This window comes from Streptomyces sp. NPDC058619, assembly GCF_042717785.1.
Classification (GTDB): domain Bacteria; phylum Actinomycetota; class Actinomycetes; order Streptomycetales; family Streptomycetaceae; genus Streptomyces.
Genome location: NZ_JBHXQN010000029.1, coordinates 66,498 through 84,405 on the forward strand (window position 1 = coordinate 66,498; position 17,908 = coordinate 84,405).

Here is a 17,908-nt window from a genome sequence, read left to right on the forward strand (position 1 = left end):
GCCCCGCCCCGCCCCGCCCCCGAACAGAGAGTCCCGCATGCCCACGCCCCCCGACCCCGGATCCACGGTCTTCTTCAAGCTGAGCATCGACGGCCAGAACCTCGGGCTGTTCAGCGGCTGCGACGGGCTCTCCTCCCAGGTCGAGATCGAGCAGCACCAGGAGGGCGGGAACAACGGGTTCGTCTGGCAGCTGCCGACCCGTGTCACCTTCTCCACCATCCGCCTCACCCGCCCCCTCACCGCCGACACCGCCCGCGTCGCGGCCTGGATCTCCTCCCTCGCCACCGGCATCACCCGTCCCACCGCCCAGATCGCCGCCCTGCGCGCCGACGGCTCCGTCGTCGCCCAGTGGGGCCTGGTGGAGGTGCTCCCGGTGCGCTGGACGGGCCCGACCCTGAACCCGGCGTCCCCGTCCGTCGCCACCGAGACCCTGGAGATCGCGCACCACGGGTTCACCGACGCCGGAGGGGTCTGAGATGGCGGCCCCCACCGGCGGCCGCGCCGCCGCGGGGCTGTCGCGGGCCTCGCTCGCCGTCCACCAGCCGCCCGCCGTCCTCGGGGGGTCCGTCGGCGGCCTGCTCGGCGAAGTGCGCTTCCAGTTCAACCCCCGCCAGCTCCAGCTGTCCCGGTCCGCCCACTGGCGCTGCGATCCCGCCGTCGCCTACACCCGGGGCGCTCCGTCCAAGTTCACCGGCGTCAGCCCGGCGCAGCTGCGCGTCGACGTGTTCCTCGACTCCTCCGGCACCCCGGGCTCCGGCACGGTGCTGAAGCAGGTCGAACTGCTGCTCTCCTGCTGCGAGGTGACCGAGCAGAGCGTCACCTCACAGGCCCCGTCGCCGCCCTGGGTGAAGTTCTCCTGGGGCTCGTTCAGCACGGTGCAGTTCACGGCGTACGTGACGAACGCGAGCGCGGCCTACACCCTGTTCAGCCCGAACGGCACTCCGCTGCGCGCCACGTGCTCGCTCGCCCTGACCGAGATCCCGACGTCCGCCAAGGGCCAGAACCCGACCTCGGGCGCCCTCTCGGCCCGCCGCGTCCACCGCACCGTGGCCGGTGACACGCTCGCCTCGCTGGCCTGGCGCGAGTACGGCGATCCGACGCGCTGGCGGGTGATCGCCGAGGCCAACGGCATCGACGACCCGATGCGGCTGCGCCCCGGGACCGAACTCCTCCTCCCCGCCGGCTCGGAGCGTGCCGCATGAGCGAGAACACCTTCACCACCGTCCTGCACGTCGTCCTGGGCGGTTCGGTGCTGCCCGACCCCCTGGCCTCGCTGCTGACCGAGGGCTGGGTGGACGCGAGCGTCAACGTGCCCTCCGCGTTCCTTCTGGCCTTCTCCGACGGCGACGGCACCCTGACCCGGCGCTACCCGCAGCTCACCGTCGGCTCGAAGGCGGTGATCAGCCCGTTCACGGACGGCGTCCGCGGCACCCCGCTGATCACCGGGGAGGTGACGGCGATGGAGGTGGACGCCGAGCCGGGCGCCGGGCGCCGCCTGGTGCTGCGCGGGTACGACCCCGGCCACCGGCTGCTGCGCAACCGCCGGGTCGCGGGCTACCCGCAGATGACGGCCTCCGACATCGTGCGCCGCCTCGCCGCCCACAACGGGATCGCCCTGGGCAGGGTGGCGGCCACGCCCACCGTGTACGAGCTGGCCACCCAGCCCGGCACCACCGACTGGGACTACCTGAACCGGCTGGCGGCGGAGAACGACGTCCGGCTCTCCTTCGACCCGGACGGGAAGCTCGACTTCGCGCCGCTCGCACCCGCCGCGGGCGCGCCCGCGGACACGACGCCCGCGCTGCAGAGCCCGTACGTCCTGGAGTTCGGGCACAACACGCTGCAGAGCCGGGTCGCGCTGACCTCCGCCGGGCAGGTCGGCCAGGTGACGGTGCGCGGCTGGGACATGCTGACCAAGCGGCCGCTGGCCGCGCCGGCGCCGGCGGGCACCACCGCGCACATCGTGGCGGACCTCACCGCGGCCCAGCTCGCGGCGCCCTTCGGGAAGGCCGGGCTGGACGCCACCCGCGTCCCCTACACGGCCCCTTCGGAGGTCACCCACGCCGCGCGTGCGCTCGCGGACGACGTGGCGGGTTCCTTCGCGGAGCTGGAGGTGGCGGTCACCGGCAATCCGGGGCTGATGCCGGGCCGGCCGGTCGCGGTGAAGGGCGCGGGGTTCCCGTTCGAGGGCAAGTACACGGCGACCGGTGTCCGTCACGTGTTCGCCTCCGGGCAGCCGTACGTCACCTGGCTGACCGTCTCCGGCCGGCAGTTCCGCTCGCTGTACGGGCTGGCCTCGGGCGGTACCGGGGCCGCGGAGCCCGAGGCCCCGCTGCCGGGGGTGGCGGTGGCACTGGTCACCAACGTCAAGGACCCGCTGGGGATGGGCCGCGTCCGGCTGCGCTTCCCCTGGCTCTCGGACACGTACGAGAGCGGCTGGTGCCGGGTCGCCCAGTTCGGCGGGACCGGTGGCGGCGGGCTGCTGCTGCCGGACGTCAACGACGAGGTGCTGTGCGCCTTCGACCGCGGCTCGCTGGAGCACCCGTACGTCCTGGCCGGGCTCTACAACGGGGTGGACAGGGCGACCCGCGAACCCGACGGCATCCCGGCGGTCGACCCGACGGCCGGCAAGGTCAACTGGCGGGCGCTGACGGCGCGCAGCGGTCACACGGTGGAGCTGCTGGAGCGGGCGGGGGCGGCCCGCGCGTCGAGCGGCATCCGGCTGCGCACCGGCGACGGCGGTGTGACGGTCCAGCTGAACGAGGCGCAGACCACCCTCACGGTCAGCAGCGACGGGACCGTGACCATTCACGGGGCCCGCGGCGTCGAGGTGGACTCCGGCGGCGATCTGACGCTGTCGGCGCGGGGGGCGCTGAACCTGAGCGCGGGCCGCGGACTGCACCTGAAGGCTGGGCTCGGCATGGACGTCAAGACCACGCTCGGGGTGGACGTGCAGACGCCGGGGCGGGTGGCCCTGCAGGCGGTCGGCAACGTCGGCATCACGGCGGCGACGGTTTCGCTGATCGGCGTCACGACGCGCAACGGGCTGCCGTTCTGAGCCCGTCCGTCCGCGCCGGCGGACCGGTACGGGGAGACGGACCGGGACACGAGGGAATGAAGGGAACGAGCAGATGAGCGAGCACTTCGTCGGGGCCGGCTGGGCCTTCCCGATGCGGACCGACCCGGGCGGCGCCATCGCGCTGGCCCGGCGGGACCGCGAGGTGGAGGAGGCGATGCGCCTGGTCCTGGCGACGGCCCCCGGGGAGCGGCCGATGCGCCCCGAGTTCGGCTGCGCGGTGCACGACCTGGTCTTCGCGCCGGCCGACGACGCGACGGCCGGCCGCATCCGGTACGAGGTCCGCACGGCGCTGGACCGGTGGGAGCCGCGGATCGAGGTGCGGGAGGTGACGGTGACCCCCGCGCCGGACGATCCCGCCGTGCTGCACATCGACGTGCGGTACGCGGTGCGCGGCACCAACAACCCGCGCAGCCTCGTCTTCCCGTTCTACGTGATACCCGCCGAGGGCGGCGAGGCCGTGGACGGCGCCGGTGACGCGGCGGCCGCACCCGGCGGCCCGCCGTCCCCCACCCGGTACCCCCAGGCCCACGGCGAAAGCGGACGACACTGATGGCCCTGCCCGCACCCCGGCTCGACGACCGGCACTTCCAGCAGTTCGTGGACGACGCGAAGCGCTACGTCCAGCAGCGCTGTCCGGAGTGGAGCGACCACAACGTCTCCGATCCGGGCGTCACCCTGATCGAGGCCGTGGCGCACATGGCCGACCAGCTGGTCTACCGGCTGAACCGGGTTCCGGAGAAGAACCAGCTGGCCTTCCTCGACCTGCTCGGCATCACCCTGTTCCCGCCCTCGGCCGCACGCGCCCCGGTGACGTTCTGGCTGGCCGCGCCGCAGCCGGAGCCCGTCGTGCTGCCCGCCGGGACCGAGGTCGCCACCGGGCGCACGGAGACCGACGAGGCGGTGGTCTTCGCCACCGAGCGCGATCTGACCCTGGTGCCGTGCGCCCTCTCGTACCTGCTCTGCCAGGGCGCGGGGGCCGCTCCGGCGGACCGTTCGCAGGAGGTCCGGGCGGGTGTGGACGTACCGGTGTTCACCGAACTCCCGCAGCCTGACGACCTGTTGCTGTTCGGGCTGTCGGCCGCGGTCCCCGGCTGCACGGCGGTGCTGCGGGTGGACAGCCGGGTCGACGGCGTGGGCGTGGACCCGCGGCAGCCCCCGCTGGTGTGGGAGGCGTGGACGCCGGACGGCTGGACGGAGTGCGAGGTCTCCTCCGACTCCACGGGCGGGCTGAACCGGCCGGGCGAGGTGGTGCTGCACCTGCCCGCCGGGCACGTCCTGTCCCGGCTGGGCGGGCTGGAGGCCGGCTGGGTGCGGTGCCGGGTGACGGCGCCCCGGGCCGGGCAGCCGTTCTACACCTCCTCGCCGACCGTGCGGGACGCCGAGGCGTTCACCATCGGCGGCACGGTCACGGCCTCGCACGCCGAGTTCGTACGGGACGAGCCGCTCGGGGAGGCCGAGGGCGTACCGGGGCACCGGGTGCGGCTCGCGCGCGTACCCGTGGTGGGGGACGTCCTGCTGGAGGTCTCGGACGGGGAGGGCTGGCAGCGGTGGCGGGGGGTCCCGGACTTCTCGGCGTCCGGCCCCGGGGACCGGCACTTCACACTGGACGCGACCACCGGTGAGCTCGCCTTCGGCCCCGCCGTACGCGAACCCGACGGCTCGCTGCGCCAGTTCGGGGCGGTCCCGGCCAAGGGCGCGGCCGTCCGGGCCACCCGGTACGGGGTGGGCGGCGGCCGCGGCGGGAACGTGGCGCGCGGGGCGATCCAGGTGCTGCGCAGCTCGATCCCGTACATCGCGCGGGTGGAGAACCGGGAGGCGGCCCGGGGCGGGGTCGACGGGGAGAGCGTCGACGAGGCCCGGCTGCGGGCGCCGATCGCGCTGCGGGCCCAGGAGCGGGCGGTGACCGCGCGGGACTACGAGGAGCTGACCCGGCGGGCGGCCCCGGAGGCGGCCCGCATCCAGTGCCTCGCGGCGGGCACGGAATCGCCCGCGGGGGCGGGCGCCGCCGGGGAGAACGCGGTCCGCGTGCTGGTCGTGCCGCAGGCCGTCACCGACCGGGGCGGCCGGCTGCGCTTCGAGCAGCTCGTGCCGGGCGACGAGCTGCTCTCCCGGATCACCGGCTTCCTTGACGAACGGCGGCCGCTGGGAACCCGGTTGGCGGTCGGCCCGCCCTTCTACCAGGGGGTGACGGTGGTGGCCACCGTGCACGGCTACCGGGCGGCGGGCGCGGACCTCGTGCGCGAGGAGGCCCTGGACGCCCTGTACAGGTACCTGGATCCGCTGACGGGCGGTTCGGACGGCCGGGGCTGGCCGTTCGGCCGCTCGCTGCGGTCGGGGGAGGTCTTCGCGGCCCTCCAGCGGGTGCCGGGCGTGGAGCTGGTCGACGAGGTCCTGCTGCATCCGGCCGACCCGCTGACCGGGCGGCGCGGCGACGCCACCGACCGCGTCGACCTCGGCCCGTCCGCGCTGCTCTTCCCCTTCGACCACCGCGTCCGCGTGATCGAGGCCCTGTGAGCGGCGACGGCGCGAGCGCGCGCGGTGCGCTGGACGGGCTGCGGTCCGCGCATCCGCTGGGCCCGGCCCTGCCCGCCGTGTACGCGGACGACGACCTGGCACAGCGGTTCGTCACGGGGCTGGACGCGATGCTGGCGCCCGTGTTCACCGTGCTCGACTGCCTGGAGGCTTACTTCGACCCCGCGCTCGCCCCGGCCGACTTCGTCGACTGGCTGGCGGACTGGGTCGGGGCGGAACTCGGGGGCGGCGAACCGGTGGAGGTGCGCCGCCACGCGGTGGCCACCGCCACCGCCCTGCACCGGCGGCGCGGTACCCGGCAGGGGCTGGCCGAGGCCGTGCGGCTGTGCTTCGGCGTCGCGCCGGGGATCACCGAGAGCGGGGGCGCCGCCTGGTCGCCTGGGCCCCTCGGGCCGTTCCCGGGCGTGCCGCGGGCGGCCCTGCACGTCACCGTACGGCTGCCCGACCCGGCGCCGGGCGACCGGCACCGGCTCGCCGCGGTCGTCGCGGCGGCCCGGCCGGCGCACCTGCCGTTCACGACCGAGGTGCTGGCGGCCGGCCCGCCGCAGTCGGCGACGCGGGTTGCCGGGCCCTCCGCGTCCGTCGCGCGCTCGGCGTCGGCCCGGGCTTCGCCGTCGCCGTCGCCGTCGCCGTCGCCGTCGCCCTCACCCTCGCCGTCGCCGTCGCCGTCGCCGTCGCCGTCGCCCTCGCTGTCGCCGTCGCCGTCGCCGTCGCCGTCGGCCCCGCCTTCTCCGTCCGTGCCACCCGACGCCTCCGTACCGCCCGATGCGTCCGCCCCACCTGTTCCGGAAGGGAACTGACCACCATGCCCGTATCCGGGACCACCGCTCCCTGCCCCGAGTGCGCCGCCCCTTCGCGTACGACGGGCCAGTCCTTCTGCGACTCGTGCGGCGCCTTCCTCCGCTGGGACACGGGGAGCGCGACCGCCGCCCCCGCGCCCCGCGGCGAGGCGGACGCGTCCGAGCCGGCCACCGCCCCGCTCCCCGTGGTGCCACCGGAGCCCGCACCCGGACCGGGCGCCGCCGACGCCGCGGACGCCCGCCGGGACGTCGGCGCAGACGCCGGCACCACCGCCCCGGTCCCGGCGGCTGCCACGGCGCCCGCCGGCGGGGGCGCGGAGGCGGCGCGCGCCCTGCTGGTGCCGGTACCCGCCGGCGCGGAGCCGGACCGCGATCCGGCCGAGCGGCCCGGGACCGTCCTGCCCGGGCGGCCCGAGGCGGCCCGGCCGCGCGTCCGCACCCCGCAGCCGGCCGCCGCGGAGCAGCAAGGGCCGCCCTGCCCGGCCTGCGGCCGCGCGAACGCTCCGCACCGGGTCTTCTGCCGCTCCTGCGCCGCGGCGCTGGAGACCCGGCGCGGGGAGCCGGCGTCCGGGCCCTTCGCGGGCATGCGCCCGGCGCTGCGGCGGGAGCGGCGGCGGTGGATCGTGCGGGCCGTCGTGGTGGCGGCGCTCGTGCTGGTGGCCGTCGGCGGGCTGATCGGGGGCCCGCCCGCCGCCCGCGCGGTCCAGGACCACTTCGCCAAGCGGGTCGCGGTCCGCCCCACCACCTGGAACGCTTCCCACTCCGCCGGGGGCCACGGCCCCGAAGCGGCCTTCGACAACTACTCCAACACCTGGTGGGGCACGGGGTACGCGGGCGACTCCAACGGCCAGCACCTCCAGGCGGACTTCGCCCAGCCCGTGGACCTCCTCGCGGTGCTCGTCACCCCGGGGACCTCCAAGCGGCCCGGCCAGGCCGCCGACCAGGCCCGGCCTCAGGAGATCGACCTGGTGGTGACCGACTCCGCCGGCCGCTCCCGCACCGTGCACAAGACCCTCAACGACGGAGGCGTCCAGCGCGTCGACGTCCGGGGCCGGAACACCGTGTCCGTACGGATCGTCCTGCGGTCGGCGTACGGCAGCGGCCCGGACCGGCAGGTGGCGGTGGCGGAAGTGGAGTTCTTCGGCCGCTCCCGCACCTGAGGCTCCAGCGGGCGCCTCAAGCCGCCCTGCCGTCGGGTGCCGGTGCCCCGTTCAGGCCGGAGGGCGCTGCGGGGCCACCACGGTGAAGAGCGCGCCCTCGGCGTCGGCGAGGACGACGGAGCGGGTGTCGCTGGTCGTCCGCACCGGGGATGCGGTCCTCCCGCCCATGCGGGCGGCCGCCTCCACGGTCGCCTCCAGGTCCGGCACCCGGAAGTGGACGTGCCAGCGCGGGCGGACCAGCGGGTCGGGGTCCGCTTCGAGCGCGCCGCCGCTGATCCGGGCGACGGTGTCGCGGCCGTGGCGGAGCACGACGTGGTCGTGTTCGTAGGAGACCGAGCAGCAGCCGGGCTCCTCGCCCGCCCAGTCGAGGACCTCGCCGTAGAAGATGGCGGCGGCGAACGCGTCCCGCGTGCGCAGCTCCAGCCATGCCGGGGCCGTACCGCGGCCCACCGACCAGTCCGGGATCACTTCGCCCTGCCAGAACCCGAAGACGGCGCCGGCCGGGTCCGCCGCCACGGCGGCCCGCCCGGTGCCGAAGGCGAGCGGGCCGACGGCCGTGGTGGCGCCGCGCTCCCGGATCCGCGCGGCGGTCACGTCGGCGTCATTGACGGCGAAGTACGGGGTCCAGGCAGCCGGCAGGCTCAGTCGCTGGGCCAGCGCACTGAGGCCGGCGACGGGCGCGCCGTCGCGGAAGGCGACGGTGAAGCCGTCTCCGAGGTCGGTGAGGCGGAATTCCCAGCCCAGCACAGCACCGTAGAACCGCTGCGCGGAATCAAGGTCCGGGGTCATCAGGCTCACCCAGCACGGGGCGCCGGAGACCTCATGGCTCGACGTGGACACAGCTACCATCCTCATCTGCCGCTCGGGTGGGAAGGTCCCGTCCACGGTAGCCCCGGCGCGGGCGAGAGTCCGTGAGGCACGGCTGCCGCGGTCACGCGCCGTGTCCGCCCGTGACCGCGGGTCCGATGTGCCTGGTGAGTGCCCAGAGGTGCCCTCAGGCGCGGTGGCTGCCGAAGGTGCCGCCGATGCCGTAGTACGTGCCGATCTGGTCGTGGTACTCCGGGTCCGCGAGGTGGGCCGCCTGGTGGAACTCCGGGGCGTCCTTGATCTGCTGCCTGGTCCGGTCGACGTAGACCTTCTCCTCTTCGAGGTCCACCCGGGTCACGGTGCCCGCGGGCAGGAGCACCTCCTTGCCGAGGATCCACACTCCGGTGTCGACCACCAGATAGGCCTCACCGGCCTCGTCGGAGTGCTTGTCCACCTTGCCGATGCCGCCGTCGGTGGCCTCGACCCGGAATCCGGTGAGATCGGCGCCGGCCAGGTGCCCCGAAGTCGCCGCGTAGCTCCATGCGCGCTCGGTCACGTGAAACAACTCCTCCGGTCGGAGAACGCCTCGCAGAACGTCCGTACGGTTCAGCGCCTGCCCCCGGGACCAGGCCCCGACACCACGTCCGGTCCGGGGCGGGACCGGAGTGGCTGCCGATCCTTGGAGGCAACAACATGATTCCCTGCTGCGTCACGGCAACCACTCCGGCATGCTGACAGGTACCCCGGATATCCTTTTTCATACGACTCGGTCCAACCCATACGGCGTCCCGTGCCGCGCCGGGCCCTCGGCCCGATCGGGTTGCCGACCTCCTGCCCGGGTACCCGCTCCGGGAGAGGGGCGGACGAACGGTGCGCACCCGACACCTCGGCGAGAGGCGGCGGCTACATGATCCAGATCCCCATCCCCCTGATCCCCACGGAAGAGGGCGTCCTCCTCATACCGGCCGAGCAGGTGACGGCGCTGTTGCGCCGTGTGGCGGCCGACTGGCTGGACGCGACGGATGCCGAGGAGACGGACGCCGATCCGCAGACCGTGCTGGCCATGACCGGAGTGCTGAACCGGCTCGCCGATCAGATCGACGCGGAGTGCATCGCCTGTACCCCGCCCCCGGGCGAGGAGCCCTGACCGTCCCGTTCCCCCGACCCGTCATCCCAGGAGGACCCATGGACGCCACCAGCGAAACGGACGAGAACGCCCGCCGCATGCGCGACAAGGCCCAGGAGCTGGAGCAGGCCGCGGCGCACGCCACCGAGCCGGCGGAGCACGACCGGCTCATGCGCAAGGCCCTGCGGATCCGGGAGGTGAGCGAGCGGGTCAACGGGCCCGGCAGCGGCACCATGGACCCGATGTGAGCCCCCGTCCGGGGCCACCGCCCCGGACGGGGCGGTACGGCGGGAGCAACGCGTCGCAGCATGGCAGTGGGCCACCCCCGAGCCGAGGGGGTGGCCCACTGCCATGACCTGCGGGAACAACCCCGCTCCGCGTCCTGCCGGTACCGGCGGCGACCGGCGCACTCGGGCCGCACCCGTGCGCCGACCGCCGGGGTTCCCCTCCGCGGGGCGGGGCAGGTGCGCTGAGGACCGTGCTCCCTGCCGAAGGACCCGCCGTGATGTTCGCCGTGCTCCTCGTGCCGCCGTTCCTCCTGTGCGCCCTGCTCGCACTCGACCGCTACGAGGAGCGCATGCTCGATGCGAGGGACCCCGCGCCCCGAAGGCGGCACCTGCGGGCCTTGGCCGGTTCGGGGGGCCGGCACGCCGCCGGGCCCGCGCGGCGGGGGCGCCACGGCCGCCACGCGGCCTGAGACCCGGCGGCCCGGCGGCCCGAGGCTCATACCGGCAGGTCGCCCGAGGTTCATACCGGCAGGTCGGGGGCGATCTTCTCCGCGAACACCGTCAGCCGGTCGATCCGGGTCTCGTGGTTGGACGCCGTGGTGCTGTGGTCGCCGATGGCGCCCGGCCGGGCATCGCTGAGGTACCAGGTGGCCAGGGGAGCGGCCCCGCTCCCGGCCGCGTCCCCGGCCAGCTCCTCGATCTTCACGTGCCGTACCACCGGTGCGGCCTCGGCGGACAGCGCCCACTCCTGGGCCTTGGGGGTGTCGGTGAGGACGCAGTCGGTCAGGGTGACGGTGAGCACCTGGCCGGGCAGGCCGCCGTCGCCCTGCGGTCCCAGTCCGGAGACCGCCCGGCAGGTGAACCGCTCGCCGTGCACGGTGACGTGGAATCCGCTGGTCGTCTTCGTCTCGGAATCAGTCATGCCTGACGCCTGCCCAGCCTCCGCCGCGCCAGACAGCCGGGTCCGCCACTTCGCCGACCGCGAAAGCCGGTCCCGAGCCCGTCGGTCAATCGCGCGGCGGACTCCGGGGCCCAACGGTCCGCGGGTTTGCCAGAATCGGATCATGCTGACCATCGGAACGATCGTCATGGGCGCCGCGGACGTGGGGCGGGCCGCCGCCTTCTGGGGCGCGGCGCTGGGGTACGTCCCCCGCGACGGAGCCGTCGACGCCGGCTGGACCGTCCTGGTACCCGCCGAGGGGCCCGGCCCCGGGCTGGCCCTGGGCCTGAGCACCTCGCCGGTGCAGGAGCGGCCGCGCGTCCACCTCGACCTGTACGCGGCCGACGCGGCCGAACAGAAGGCGGAGGTGGCGCGCCTGGTGGCGCTGGGCGCGCGGCACGTGGACTGGGACGCGTATCCCGCGGACCCCGACTTCGTGGTGCTCGCCGACCCCGAGGGCAACCGGTTCCGCCTCATCGACACCTCCCACGGCTGAACCCCTGCCGCGCGGGAGGAAGTCAGGGCGGAACCAGGGCGGGAACCACGGCGTCAACCGGCGTGGAAACCGGTCCGGGAATCAAACGCTCCGGCCGCTCATGGTCCGGCTCCGGCGGGGCACACGCCCCTCACCTACTGAGAGGGGCACCACCATGCTGGGCATAGCCGCCGCCGCACTGTTCTTCATCGCGTTCCTGATCAACGCGGCAGAGATCTCCACGAACAACGTCTTCACCTCGACCAACTTCATGCTCGTCGGTCTCGCCCTGCTCGCGCTGCACGTCTCCGGGGTGGCGAGCGGGCTGGCCGCGCGGGGCCGTGGCCGCAGACGATGACACTGCCCCCGGCCCGGCCGGCCGCCGCGCTCAGAGACCGAGGTCGAGGAGGGCGTTCTCCACGACCTCGGTGAGCGCGGGGTGGATCCAGTACGGGGTCCCGGCGAGGGTCGACGCGTCGGTCCCAGGGCCATCGCGAGGACGAGCGGCTGGATGAGCGTGGGGGCCTGGGGCCCCATCAGGTGGGCGCCGAGCAGCCGGCCGGTGCCGGGCTCGGCGAGCACCTTGCAGAAGCCGGTGGTGTCCTCCATGGCCCCAGCCGTAGGCGACGTCTGCGTAGCGTGCCGTCCCCACCACGTAGTCCAGTCCCCGGACCCGGCAGTCCTGTTCGGTGGCGCCGACCGAGGCGATCTGCGGGCGGGTGAAGACCGCTGCCGGGACGTTGCCGTGGTCGGCCGACGCCAGGCCGTCCGGGTGGCGGAGGTTGTGCGACACGACCTGCGCCTCCCGGTTGGCCATGTGCTTGAGCGGGACCGCAGCTCGCGCCAGCGGACCGCCCGCAGTTCCGCGTCGACGTCGTACGTACCGGCTTCGCGGACGGTCTCCGCGACGTGGGCGGCGTAGGCGGCGTAGGCGAGCATTTTGCTGGGGACGCAGCCGGCGTTCAGACAGGTCCCGCCGAACCACTTCTCCTCGACCACGGCCACGTCGAGGTCGGCGAACGACCCGTCGAGGTCGGCGTTGCCGGAACCCGCACCGATGACAACAAGATCGTGATGTCGCATCGGGTCACGAGGCCCGGCCCCGCCGTGGCGGGCCGCCGCGCTGGCGGTCGCGGCGCCCGGCTCACGGCCGGGGGTGACGGGCCTGCGGGGTCACGACGTCGGGCTGACCGCGTCGGTCAGGGCCTGGACCGTGGTGATCCTCCCCAGGTCCACCCCGTCCCGGACCTGGAACCCGGCGGCCTTCAGCTCCCCGAGCATCCCGATCACCGCGGCGTCGTCCAGTCCCAGGTCCGCGAGATCGGTCTGCGGCTCCAGCTCCTCCACCGGGCGCCCACTGCGTCTGGCCACGATCTGCCCCACCACGCTGTCCCGCTCCACGTTGTCTCCTCTAACCGATACGTCGTTCGCTGTCACCCGCCTCTACCCCCGAAGCGGGCCCGCACAACCGGACGGACCGTCACTCTGGCCGACATCCGACTCCTCCGTCCGCTCCGTTTGCGGACCGGGATACCGGTCAGACGGGAGGCGTACGTTGTTCCCATCCCCAGGGAGTGATCAGCTGTGTCGGAGAACGAGAAGAGCCAGGCCAAGACCGAGCAGGCCAAGGGCAAGCTCAAGGAGACGGCCGGCCGCGCGGTGGGCAACGAGCGGCTGACGGCCGAGGGCCGCGCCGAACAGGCGAAGGGCGACGCCCGCCAGGCCAAGGAGAAGATGAAGGACATCTTCAAGCGCTGACCGGCACCCCGCGTGACCGCCGCGGCCCCGGACCCGTCACGGGTCCGGGGCCGCGGCGCGCGCACGGTCCGTCGGTCGGTCAAATCAGGTCAGGTCCAGTCAGGTCCGTTGGTCATGCGGTGCGTGGGGCAGCCCGTCGGCCCCGAGCGGTCGCCACTCTCCCGGCCGTGCGGCGCGCCGGGCACGCCGCGCTGAGCCGCGGAGACGCGCGGCGTTACCGTCGGCGGCATGGACGATGATCACCGGGGCTGGCGCCCGTGTGTCCTCGCCGCCGCGGTGTTCGCCGTGTGCATGGCGGGCACCACGCTGCCCACCCCCCTCTACGGCCTCTACCAGGAGAAGTTCGGGTTCTCCGAGCTGACGGTGACGGTCGTGTACGCCGTGTACGCCTTCGGGGTCATCGGGGTGCTGCTGCTGGCGGGCAACGCCTCGGACGCCGTGGGCAGGCGCCCGGTGCTGCTGGCCGGCCTGGCGTGCGCGACGGCGAGCGCCGTCTGCTTCCTGTGCGCCACCGGGCTCGGCTGGCTGTACACGGGGCGGCTGCTGTCGGGGCTCTCCGCCGGCCTGTTCACGGGGGCCGCCACGGCGTACGTCATGGAGCTGGCCCCGTCCGGCGGCGCCTCGCGGGCCACCTTCGCGGCAACGGCCGCCAACATGGGCGGTCTGGGCTGCGGTCCGCTGCTCGCCGGGGTGCTGGCGCAGTACGCGCCCTGGCCGCTGTACCTGCCGTTCGTCGTGCACCTCGTCCTGGTGGCCGGGTCGGCCGCCGTGCTCCTGCGGCTTCCGGAGAGCGTGCGGGAGCTGCGGCCGCTGAACACCGTGCGGCCGCAGCGGCCCGGCCTTCCGGCCCGGGTGCGGGCGGTGTTCGGCCCGGCGGCGATCGCCTCGTTCGTGGGGTTCGCGCTGTTCGGCGTGTTCACCTCGGTCAGCCCGGCGTTCCTCACCGAGTCCCTGGACGTGCACAACCGCGCCGTGATCGGGCTGGTGGTGGCGCTGGCCTTCTTCGCCTCCACCGCCGGGCAGCTGGCGGTCGGCCGGATCGGGGTGGGGCGGGCGCTGCCGCTCGGCTGCGCGGGGCTCCTCGCGGGGCTGGCGCTGCTCGCGGGTGCCCTGTGGTGGGACCTGCTGACGCTGGTGGTGCTGAGCGCGCTGGTCGGCGGGGCAGGTCAGGGTCTGGCGTTTCGCGGGGCGCTGTCCGCGGTGGCCGGGGCCTCTCCCCCGGACCGCCGGGCGGCGGTGATCTCGACGCTGTTCGTGGTGGCGTACACCGGCATCTCCGTGCCGGTGATCGGGGTCGGGGTGCTGTCGGGTCCGATGGGTGTGGAGGGGGCGGGGCTGGTGTTCATCGCGTGCATGGCCGTCCTCGTCACGGCCGCCGGCGCCTACCTGCTCCGGCGGCCGGTGCGCCCCGCCGCGCCCTGAGCCCGTACGCCGACGGCCGGGCGGGCGGGGCCCGCTCCGGCACGGCGATGTCCGCGTGGCGCTGCGCGTCTGCGTGGCGCTACGCGTCGCGGGCCAGGTCGGCGAAGAACCCGCGGACGTCCTCGACCAGCAGCTCCGGCTGCTCCAGGGCGAGGAAGTTCCCGCCGCGCTCGAACTCGGTCCAGCGCACGACGTGGTGGTCGCGTGCGGCGTACCGGCGGATCGCGACGTCGGTGGGCAGGGCGACGGCCACGGCGGTCGGGACCGTTCCAGGGGCCTTGGGCGCCCAGGCGGCGGGGTCGTGGGCCGTCTCGTAGTACAGCTGGGCGGAGGAAGCGGCAGTTCCGGTGAACCAGTAGACGCTGACGTTGGTCAGCAGGGTGTCGCGGTCGACGGCGTCCTCGGGAAGCTCGTTCGCGGGGTCCGTCCACTCCTTGAACTTCTCGACGATCCAGGCGAGCTGGCCGACCGGCGAGTCGTGCAGGGCGTGGCCGACCGTCTCGGGGCGGGTGGACTGGATGGCGTTGAAGCCCATCTTGTCTTCGCGGAAGTCCTGGAGGCGCTGGAGCCGCGTCTGCTCCGCCCCGGTGAGGCCCTCGAAGTCGGCGGGGTCGTCCGAGGGGAAGGTGACCAGGCCGTTGAGGTGGACGCCGACCACGTGGCCGGGGTCGATCCGGCCCATCTCCCCCGCGATCCAGGCACCGCCGCCGTTGCCCTGCACCCCGTAACGGTCGTAGCCCAGCCGGGCCATCAGGGTGGTGAACGCACCGGCGATGCGGCCGGTGGTCCAGCCGGTGGAGGTCAGCGGCCCGGAGAAGCCGACCCCGGGCGTGGAGGTGACGACTACGTGGAAGTCCTGCGACAGCGCCTCGACGACGTCGACGAACTGGACGAACGAGCCGGGCCAGTCGTGGATCAGGAGCAGCGCGACGGCGTCGGGGTCGGCCGAGCGGACGTGGGCGAAGTGGATGTCCTGACCGTCGATCTCGGTCAGGTACTGCGGGAACGCGTTCAGCCGGGCCTCCGCCGCGCGCCAGTCGAATACGTCGGCCCAGTAGGCGGCCAGGTCCTTCAGGTACGGGACGGGGACGCCGCGCTCCCAGCCGTCCACGCCCGGTACGCCGGTGCCCCAGCGGGCACGGGTCAGGCGCTGGCGCAGGTCGTCGAGGTCGCTCTGCGGGACGTCGATCCGGAAGGCCCGGATGCTGTCGGCGGCGAGGGCGGGGGCGGTCTCGGGAGCGGCCTGGGCGTTGCTGTTGGTGTCCATGGGAGAAAGACTAGGATCCGTATAGGAAGAGTTCCTTCCTAATGAGCGGGAACGGTGGGTCGCATGCTGGAAACCTCCGCACGCCTCCTCAGACTCCTCTCCCTGCTCCAGTCGCCGCGCGAGTGGCCCGGGTCCGAACTCGCCGAGCGGCTCGGCGTGAGCGGCCGGACCGTGCGCACCGACATCGAGCGCCTGCGCGAACTGGGCTATCCGGTGGGTGCCACCCGCGGACCGGCCGGGGGCTACCGGCTGGCCGCCGGAGCCGCGATGCCGCCGCTGCTGCTGGAGGACGACGAGGCGGTCGCGGTGGCCGTGGCCCTTCGCACGGTCGCACAGGGTGCCCTGTCGGGGGTGGAGGAGGTGTCGCTGCGTGCGCTGGCCAAGCTGGAACAGGTCCTGCCGTCCCGGCTGCGGCGCCGGGTGCGGGCTCTGCAGCAGTACACGGCGCCGGTGCCGGCCGACCGGCCCTCGCCGGCCGTCGACACCGAGACGCTGATGAAGCTGGCGGCGGCGTGCCGGGACCGTGAGCGGCTGCGCCTGGACTACCGCGACCACGCGGGGACGGCGACCCGGCGACTGGTGGAGCCGCAGCGCGTCGTCAGCTGGGGGCGCCGCTGGTACCTCGTGGCCTGGGACGTCGACCGCGACGACTGGCGCCTGTTCCGGGTCGACCGCCTCACGCCCCGTACCCCGGCCGGCCCCCGGTTCGCGCCGCGGGAGGACCCGGAGGGCGATGCCGCCCGGTTCGTCGCGGGCAAGGCGTCCGCCGCCGCCTGGCGGCACCGGGCCCGGGTGACCGTCCACGCCCCGGCCGCGGCGGTCCTGGAGCGGGTGAATCCGGCGGTGGGCGTGGTCGAGGCGGTGGACACCGACACGTGCGTGCTGGAAACCGGGGCCGATTCGCTGGACAGCCTCGCCGTGCACCTCGGCATGCTCGGGTACGAGTTCACGGTGACCGGTCCGCCGGAACTGGTGGCCCACCTGGAGGATCTGGCGGGACGTTACGCCAGGTCGACGCGGCCCCCGTCGTCTCGGGGGGCGGAGCCTGAGCCGGAGCCCGGGAAGTCCGCGTTCCCCGGACGTTGAACGTCCCGGCCCGCCGGGTAGTCAGCCGGGTGGAGCGGTGGGTCACCGCCCTCCACCCGCAGCACGCAGCACGCTCGCATCTCTTCCATCGCTAGCTCTGCCAAAGGAAGTTGTCCGGAAGTGCGCACGACCGTGCGCGGCTCGAGAGGCTGGTGCGAGGATGAGCCCGCCATGAAGCCGGGCCGCTGTTTCCGCGTCTTACGGGCTGCGATGTTCGCGGCCCTCTGCGTGCTGCTCGCCGCCACGGGCCACCTCCTCATGTCCGGGGCGGCCGTGCCCTGGTGGGCGATGGGCGCCGCGTGCGCGGGCACCGCGGCCACGGCCTGGGGGCTCGCCGGCCGGGAGCGCGGGCCGCTCGCCGTCACCGCGGTGGCCGTCGCCGTCCAGGCGGTGCTCCACGCGGTGTTCTCCCTGGCCCAGTCGCTCGTCCACCCCTCCCTGCCGACCGGGACGTCCCTCGCCCGCCAGTGGGCGGAGTACGTGACCTGCGGCAGCGGGACACGGGCCGCGATCGGCGGGTCGGCGTCCCACCCGCTGGCAGAGTCCGCCGCGCACGCGCACCACGCCCCGCACGAGCTGGCGTCCGCCTTCTCGGCGGGCACGGCACTGCCGGGGACCGTGCTGCCGGGCGGCGCACTGTCGGGCGGCGGACACGGGGTGACGGCCATGTCACCGGCCGGGATGCTCAGCGCCCACCTGCTGGCCGCCGTGCTGTGCGGCCTGTGGCTGGCGTACGGGGAGCGGGCCGTGTTCCGCGTGCTGCGCGCCGTCGCCGGGCGGCTCGGGACGCCGCTGCGCCTGCTCCTCCACCGGCCGGCGACGCCGCTCCGGCCCGGCCCGCACGCGCGTCGCACCCGGCAGCACCGCACACCGCGGCGGCTGTTCCTCGTCCACGCCATCACCTCACGGGGTCCCCCGACGGGAACCGCTGTCCTCTGACAGCCGGCTCCCCGCGCGCACGCCGACGGCCCCCGTCCGCCGCGCCCGGGCATCGGCCCCGCCCCACGGCGGGCCATACCCCCTTCACCGGCCCCGCGCACCCCGCGACGCCGGACCCCCCTTTGGCCGTGAGGACCTGTGGCGATGACTCCTGCCCTGACCACGCAGCACTGCCGGCACACTCCCGACTCGGATGCGGAGACCACCCGCCTCGCCCTCGACGCCCGCGACGGCGACCCCGAAAAAGCAGACCGCTTCGTCCGCGCCCTCCACCGCGACGTCTGGCGCTA

General features: G+C 74.6%; 20 protein-coding genes and 3 pseudogenes. 16 read left to right on the forward strand and 7 right to left on the reverse strand.

The window, feature by feature from the left end; all coding sequences use genetic code 11:
- Window positions 1-37 precede the first annotated feature (37 nt).
- From ACFWTC_RS25475 to ACFWTC_RS25505, 7 genes and pseudogenes are all read left to right on the forward strand, one after another.
- Entirely contained in the window at window positions 38-475 is a 438-nt protein-coding gene (locus ACFWTC_RS25475; protein WP_383931152.1) for a phage tail protein, read from the forward strand.
- A 1-nt stretch (window position 476) separates the two neighbouring features.
- Entirely contained in the window at window positions 477-1,202 is a 726-nt protein-coding gene (locus ACFWTC_RS25480) for a LysM peptidoglycan-binding domain-containing protein (RefSeq protein ID WP_384074648.1), read from the forward strand.
- Window positions 1,199-3,058 carry a VgrG-related protein gene (locus ACFWTC_RS25485; RefSeq protein ID WP_384029679.1) on the forward strand — a complete coding sequence of 620 codons (1,860 nt, stop codon included), beginning with the start codon at window positions 1,199-1,201 and terminating at the stop codon, window positions 3,056-3,058. Before ACFWTC_RS25480 ends, ACFWTC_RS25485 begins: the two co-directional genes overlap by 4 nt.
- A gap of 73 nt (window positions 3,059-3,131) precedes the next feature.
- A complete protein-coding gene (locus ACFWTC_RS25490; protein WP_383931145.1) occupies window positions 3,132-3,629 on the forward strand; it encodes a GPW/gp25 family protein in 498 nt (165 codons plus the stop codon).
- Window positions 3,629-5,593 (forward strand): putative baseplate assembly protein, encoded by a 1,965-nt coding sequence (locus ACFWTC_RS25495; RefSeq protein WP_383931142.1) that lies wholly within the window; start codon window positions 3,629-3,631, stop codon window positions 5,591-5,593. Before ACFWTC_RS25490 ends, ACFWTC_RS25495 begins: the two co-directional genes overlap by 1 nt.
- Window positions 5,590-6,147, forward strand: a pseudogene (locus ACFWTC_RS25500) (phage tail protein); the annotation flags it as partial. The gene ACFWTC_RS25495 and the pseudogene ACFWTC_RS25500, both read left to right, overlap by 4 nt.
- Before the next feature lie 269 nt (window positions 6,148-6,416).
- Window positions 6,417-7,571, forward strand: coding sequence for a discoidin domain-containing protein (locus ACFWTC_RS25505; protein ID WP_384029677.1), 1,155 nt, complete (start codon window positions 6,417-6,419; stop codon window positions 7,569-7,571).
- Between the two features lie 51 nt (window positions 7,572-7,622).
- Here ACFWTC_RS25505 and ACFWTC_RS25510 read toward each other — a convergent pair whose 3' ends face one another.
- Together ACFWTC_RS25510 and ACFWTC_RS25515 are read right to left on the reverse strand one after the other, a co-directional pair.
- On the reverse strand, window positions 7,623-8,420 hold the full coding sequence (locus ACFWTC_RS25510; protein WP_383931171.1) for a VOC family protein: 798 nt from the start codon (window positions 8,418-8,420) through the stop codon (window positions 7,623-7,625).
- Between the two features lie 145 nt (window positions 8,421-8,565).
- Window positions 8,566-8,934 carry a PRC-barrel domain-containing protein gene (locus ACFWTC_RS25515; RefSeq protein WP_384029675.1) on the reverse strand — a complete coding sequence of 123 codons (369 nt, stop codon included), beginning with the start codon at window positions 8,932-8,934 and terminating at the stop codon, window positions 8,566-8,568.
- A gap of 351 nt (window positions 8,935-9,285) precedes the next feature.
- On the opposite strand from ACFWTC_RS25515, the gene ACFWTC_RS25520 reads away from it, so the two are divergent.
- The 3 genes from ACFWTC_RS25520 to ACFWTC_RS25530 all read left to right on the forward strand — a co-directional run bounded on the left by ACFWTC_RS25520 (window position 9,286) and on the right by ACFWTC_RS25530 (window position 10,201).
- Window positions 9,286-9,525 carry a DUF6213 family protein gene (locus tag ACFWTC_RS25520; RefSeq protein ID WP_383931135.1) on the forward strand — a complete coding sequence of 80 codons (240 nt, stop codon included), beginning with the start codon at window positions 9,286-9,288 and terminating at the stop codon, window positions 9,523-9,525.
- Between the two features lie 38 nt (window positions 9,526-9,563).
- Window positions 9,564-9,752 (forward strand): DUF6381 family protein, encoded by a 189-nt coding sequence (locus ACFWTC_RS25525; RefSeq protein WP_383931132.1) that lies wholly within the window; start codon window positions 9,564-9,566, stop codon window positions 9,750-9,752.
- 230 nt (window positions 9,753-9,982) lie between these two features.
- Window positions 9,983-10,201 (forward strand): hypothetical protein, encoded by a 219-nt coding sequence (locus ACFWTC_RS25530; protein WP_383931129.1) that lies wholly within the window; start codon window positions 9,983-9,985, stop codon window positions 10,199-10,201.
- 50 nt (window positions 10,202-10,251) lie between these two features.
- Here ACFWTC_RS25530 and ACFWTC_RS25535 read toward each other — a convergent pair whose 3' ends face one another.
- Window positions 10,252-10,653: a hypothetical protein gene (locus ACFWTC_RS25535; protein WP_384029673.1), complete on the reverse strand. Its 402-nt coding sequence runs from the start codon at window positions 10,651-10,653 to the stop codon at window positions 10,252-10,254.
- A gap of 142 nt (window positions 10,654-10,795) precedes the next feature.
- On the opposite strand from ACFWTC_RS25535, the gene ACFWTC_RS25540 reads away from it, so the two are divergent.
- Window positions 10,796-11,167, forward strand: a complete 372-nt coding sequence (locus ACFWTC_RS25540; RefSeq protein ID WP_384029671.1) for a VOC family protein — start codon at window positions 10,796-10,798, stop codon at window positions 11,165-11,167.
- A 154-nt stretch (window positions 11,168-11,321) separates the two neighbouring features.
- Window positions 11,322-11,504, forward strand: a complete 183-nt coding sequence (locus tag ACFWTC_RS25545; protein ID WP_383931122.1) for a hypothetical protein — start codon at window positions 11,322-11,324, stop codon at window positions 11,502-11,504.
- Between the two features lie 179 nt (window positions 11,505-11,683).
- On the opposite strand, the pseudogene ACFWTC_RS25550 reads toward ACFWTC_RS25545, so the two are convergent.
- From ACFWTC_RS25550 to ACFWTC_RS25560, 3 genes and pseudogenes are all read right to left on the reverse strand, one after another.
- Window positions 11,684-11,755, reverse strand: a pseudogene (locus ACFWTC_RS25550) (hypothetical protein); the annotation flags it as partial.
- A gap of 64 nt (window positions 11,756-11,819) precedes the next feature.
- A pseudogene (locus ACFWTC_RS25555) lies at window positions 11,820-11,963 on the reverse strand (mycothione reductase); the annotation flags it as partial.
- 356 nt (window positions 11,964-12,319) lie between these two features.
- A complete protein-coding gene (locus tag ACFWTC_RS25560; RefSeq protein WP_384029669.1) occupies window positions 12,320-12,547 on the reverse strand; it encodes an acyl carrier protein in 228 nt (75 codons plus the stop codon).
- Window positions 12,548-12,730: 183 nt separating this feature from the next.
- Between ACFWTC_RS25560 and ACFWTC_RS25565 the strand changes: the two genes are divergently transcribed.
- Window positions 12,731-12,904 carry a CsbD family protein gene (locus ACFWTC_RS25565; protein WP_351284341.1) on the forward strand — a complete coding sequence of 58 codons (174 nt, stop codon included), beginning with the start codon at window positions 12,731-12,733 and terminating at the stop codon, window positions 12,902-12,904.
- 228 nt (window positions 12,905-13,132) lie between these two features.
- Window positions 13,133-14,326 (forward strand): MFS transporter, encoded by a 1,194-nt coding sequence (locus ACFWTC_RS25570; RefSeq protein ID WP_383933333.1) that lies wholly within the window; start codon window positions 13,133-13,135, stop codon window positions 14,324-14,326.
- Between the two features lie 79 nt (window positions 14,327-14,405).
- On the opposite strand, the gene ACFWTC_RS25575 is transcribed toward ACFWTC_RS25570, so the two are convergent.
- Complete coding sequence (locus tag ACFWTC_RS25575; RefSeq protein ID WP_383933331.1) at window positions 14,406-15,593, reverse strand: epoxide hydrolase family protein; 1,188 nt, start codon at window positions 15,591-15,593, stop codon at window positions 14,406-14,408.
- 63 nt (window positions 15,594-15,656) lie between these two features.
- Between ACFWTC_RS25575 and ACFWTC_RS25580 the strand changes: the two genes are divergently transcribed.
- Window positions 15,657-16,679 carry a helix-turn-helix transcriptional regulator gene (locus ACFWTC_RS25580; RefSeq protein ID WP_383933329.1) on the forward strand — a complete coding sequence of 341 codons (1,023 nt, stop codon included), beginning with the start codon at window positions 15,657-15,659 and terminating at the stop codon, window positions 16,677-16,679.
- Between the two features lie 171 nt (window positions 16,680-16,850).
- Window positions 16,851-17,618, forward strand: a complete 768-nt coding sequence (locus ACFWTC_RS25585) for a hypothetical protein (RefSeq protein ID WP_384074650.1) — start codon at window positions 16,851-16,853, stop codon at window positions 17,616-17,618.
- Window positions 17,619-17,908 lie beyond the last annotated feature (290 nt).

What these genes read in the sequence shown, in the direction of transcription:
- ACFWTC_RS25475 (WP_383931152.1), top strand. Translation starts at nt 38, where the DNA reads ATGCCCACGCCCCCCGACCCCGGATCCACGGTCTTCTTCAAGCTGAGC.
- ACFWTC_RS25480 (WP_384074648.1), top strand. Translation starts at nt 477, where the DNA reads ATGGCGGCCCCCACCGGCGGCCGCGCCGCCGCGGGGCTGTCGCGGGCC.
- ACFWTC_RS25485 (WP_384029679.1), top strand. Translation starts at nt 1,199, where the DNA reads ATGAGCGAGAACACCTTCACCACCGTCCTGCACGTCGTCCTGGGCGGT.
- ACFWTC_RS25490 (WP_383931145.1), top strand. Translation starts at nt 3,132, where the DNA reads ATGAGCGAGCACTTCGTCGGGGCCGGCTGGGCCTTCCCGATGCGGACC.
- ACFWTC_RS25495 (WP_383931142.1), top strand. Translation starts at nt 3,629, where the DNA reads ATGGCCCTGCCCGCACCCCGGCTCGACGACCGGCACTTCCAGCAGTTC.
- ACFWTC_RS25505 (WP_384029677.1), top strand. Translation starts at nt 6,417, where the DNA reads ATGCCCGTATCCGGGACCACCGCTCCCTGCCCCGAGTGCGCCGCCCCT.
- ACFWTC_RS25510 (WP_383931171.1), bottom strand. Translation starts at nt 8,420, where the DNA reads ATGGTAGCTGTGTCCACGTCGAGCCATGAGGTCTCCGGCGCCCCGTGC.
- ACFWTC_RS25520 (WP_383931135.1), top strand. Translation starts at nt 9,286, where the DNA reads ATGATCCAGATCCCCATCCCCCTGATCCCCACGGAAGAGGGCGTCCTC.
- ACFWTC_RS25525 (WP_383931132.1), top strand. Translation starts at nt 9,564, where the DNA reads ATGGACGCCACCAGCGAAACGGACGAGAACGCCCGCCGCATGCGCGAC.
- ACFWTC_RS25535 (WP_384029673.1), bottom strand. Translation starts at nt 10,653, where the DNA reads ATGACTGATTCCGAGACGAAGACGACCAGCGGATTCCACGTCACCGTG.
- ACFWTC_RS25540 (WP_384029671.1), top strand. Translation starts at nt 10,796, where the DNA reads ATGCTGACCATCGGAACGATCGTCATGGGCGCCGCGGACGTGGGGCGG.
- ACFWTC_RS25545 (WP_383931122.1), top strand. Translation starts at nt 11,322, where the DNA reads ATGCTGGGCATAGCCGCCGCCGCACTGTTCTTCATCGCGTTCCTGATC.
- ACFWTC_RS25570 (WP_383933333.1), top strand. Translation starts at nt 13,133, where the DNA reads ATGGACGATGATCACCGGGGCTGGCGCCCGTGTGTCCTCGCCGCCGCG.
- ACFWTC_RS25575 (WP_383933331.1), bottom strand. Translation starts at nt 15,593, where the DNA reads ATGGACACCAACAGCAACGCCCAGGCCGCTCCCGAGACCGCCCCCGCC.
- ACFWTC_RS25580 (WP_383933329.1), top strand. Translation starts at nt 15,657, where the DNA reads ATGCTGGAAACCTCCGCACGCCTCCTCAGACTCCTCTCCCTGCTCCAG.
- ACFWTC_RS25585 (WP_384074650.1), top strand. Translation starts at nt 16,851, where the DNA reads ATGAAGCCGGGCCGCTGTTTCCGCGTCTTACGGGCTGCGATGTTCGCG.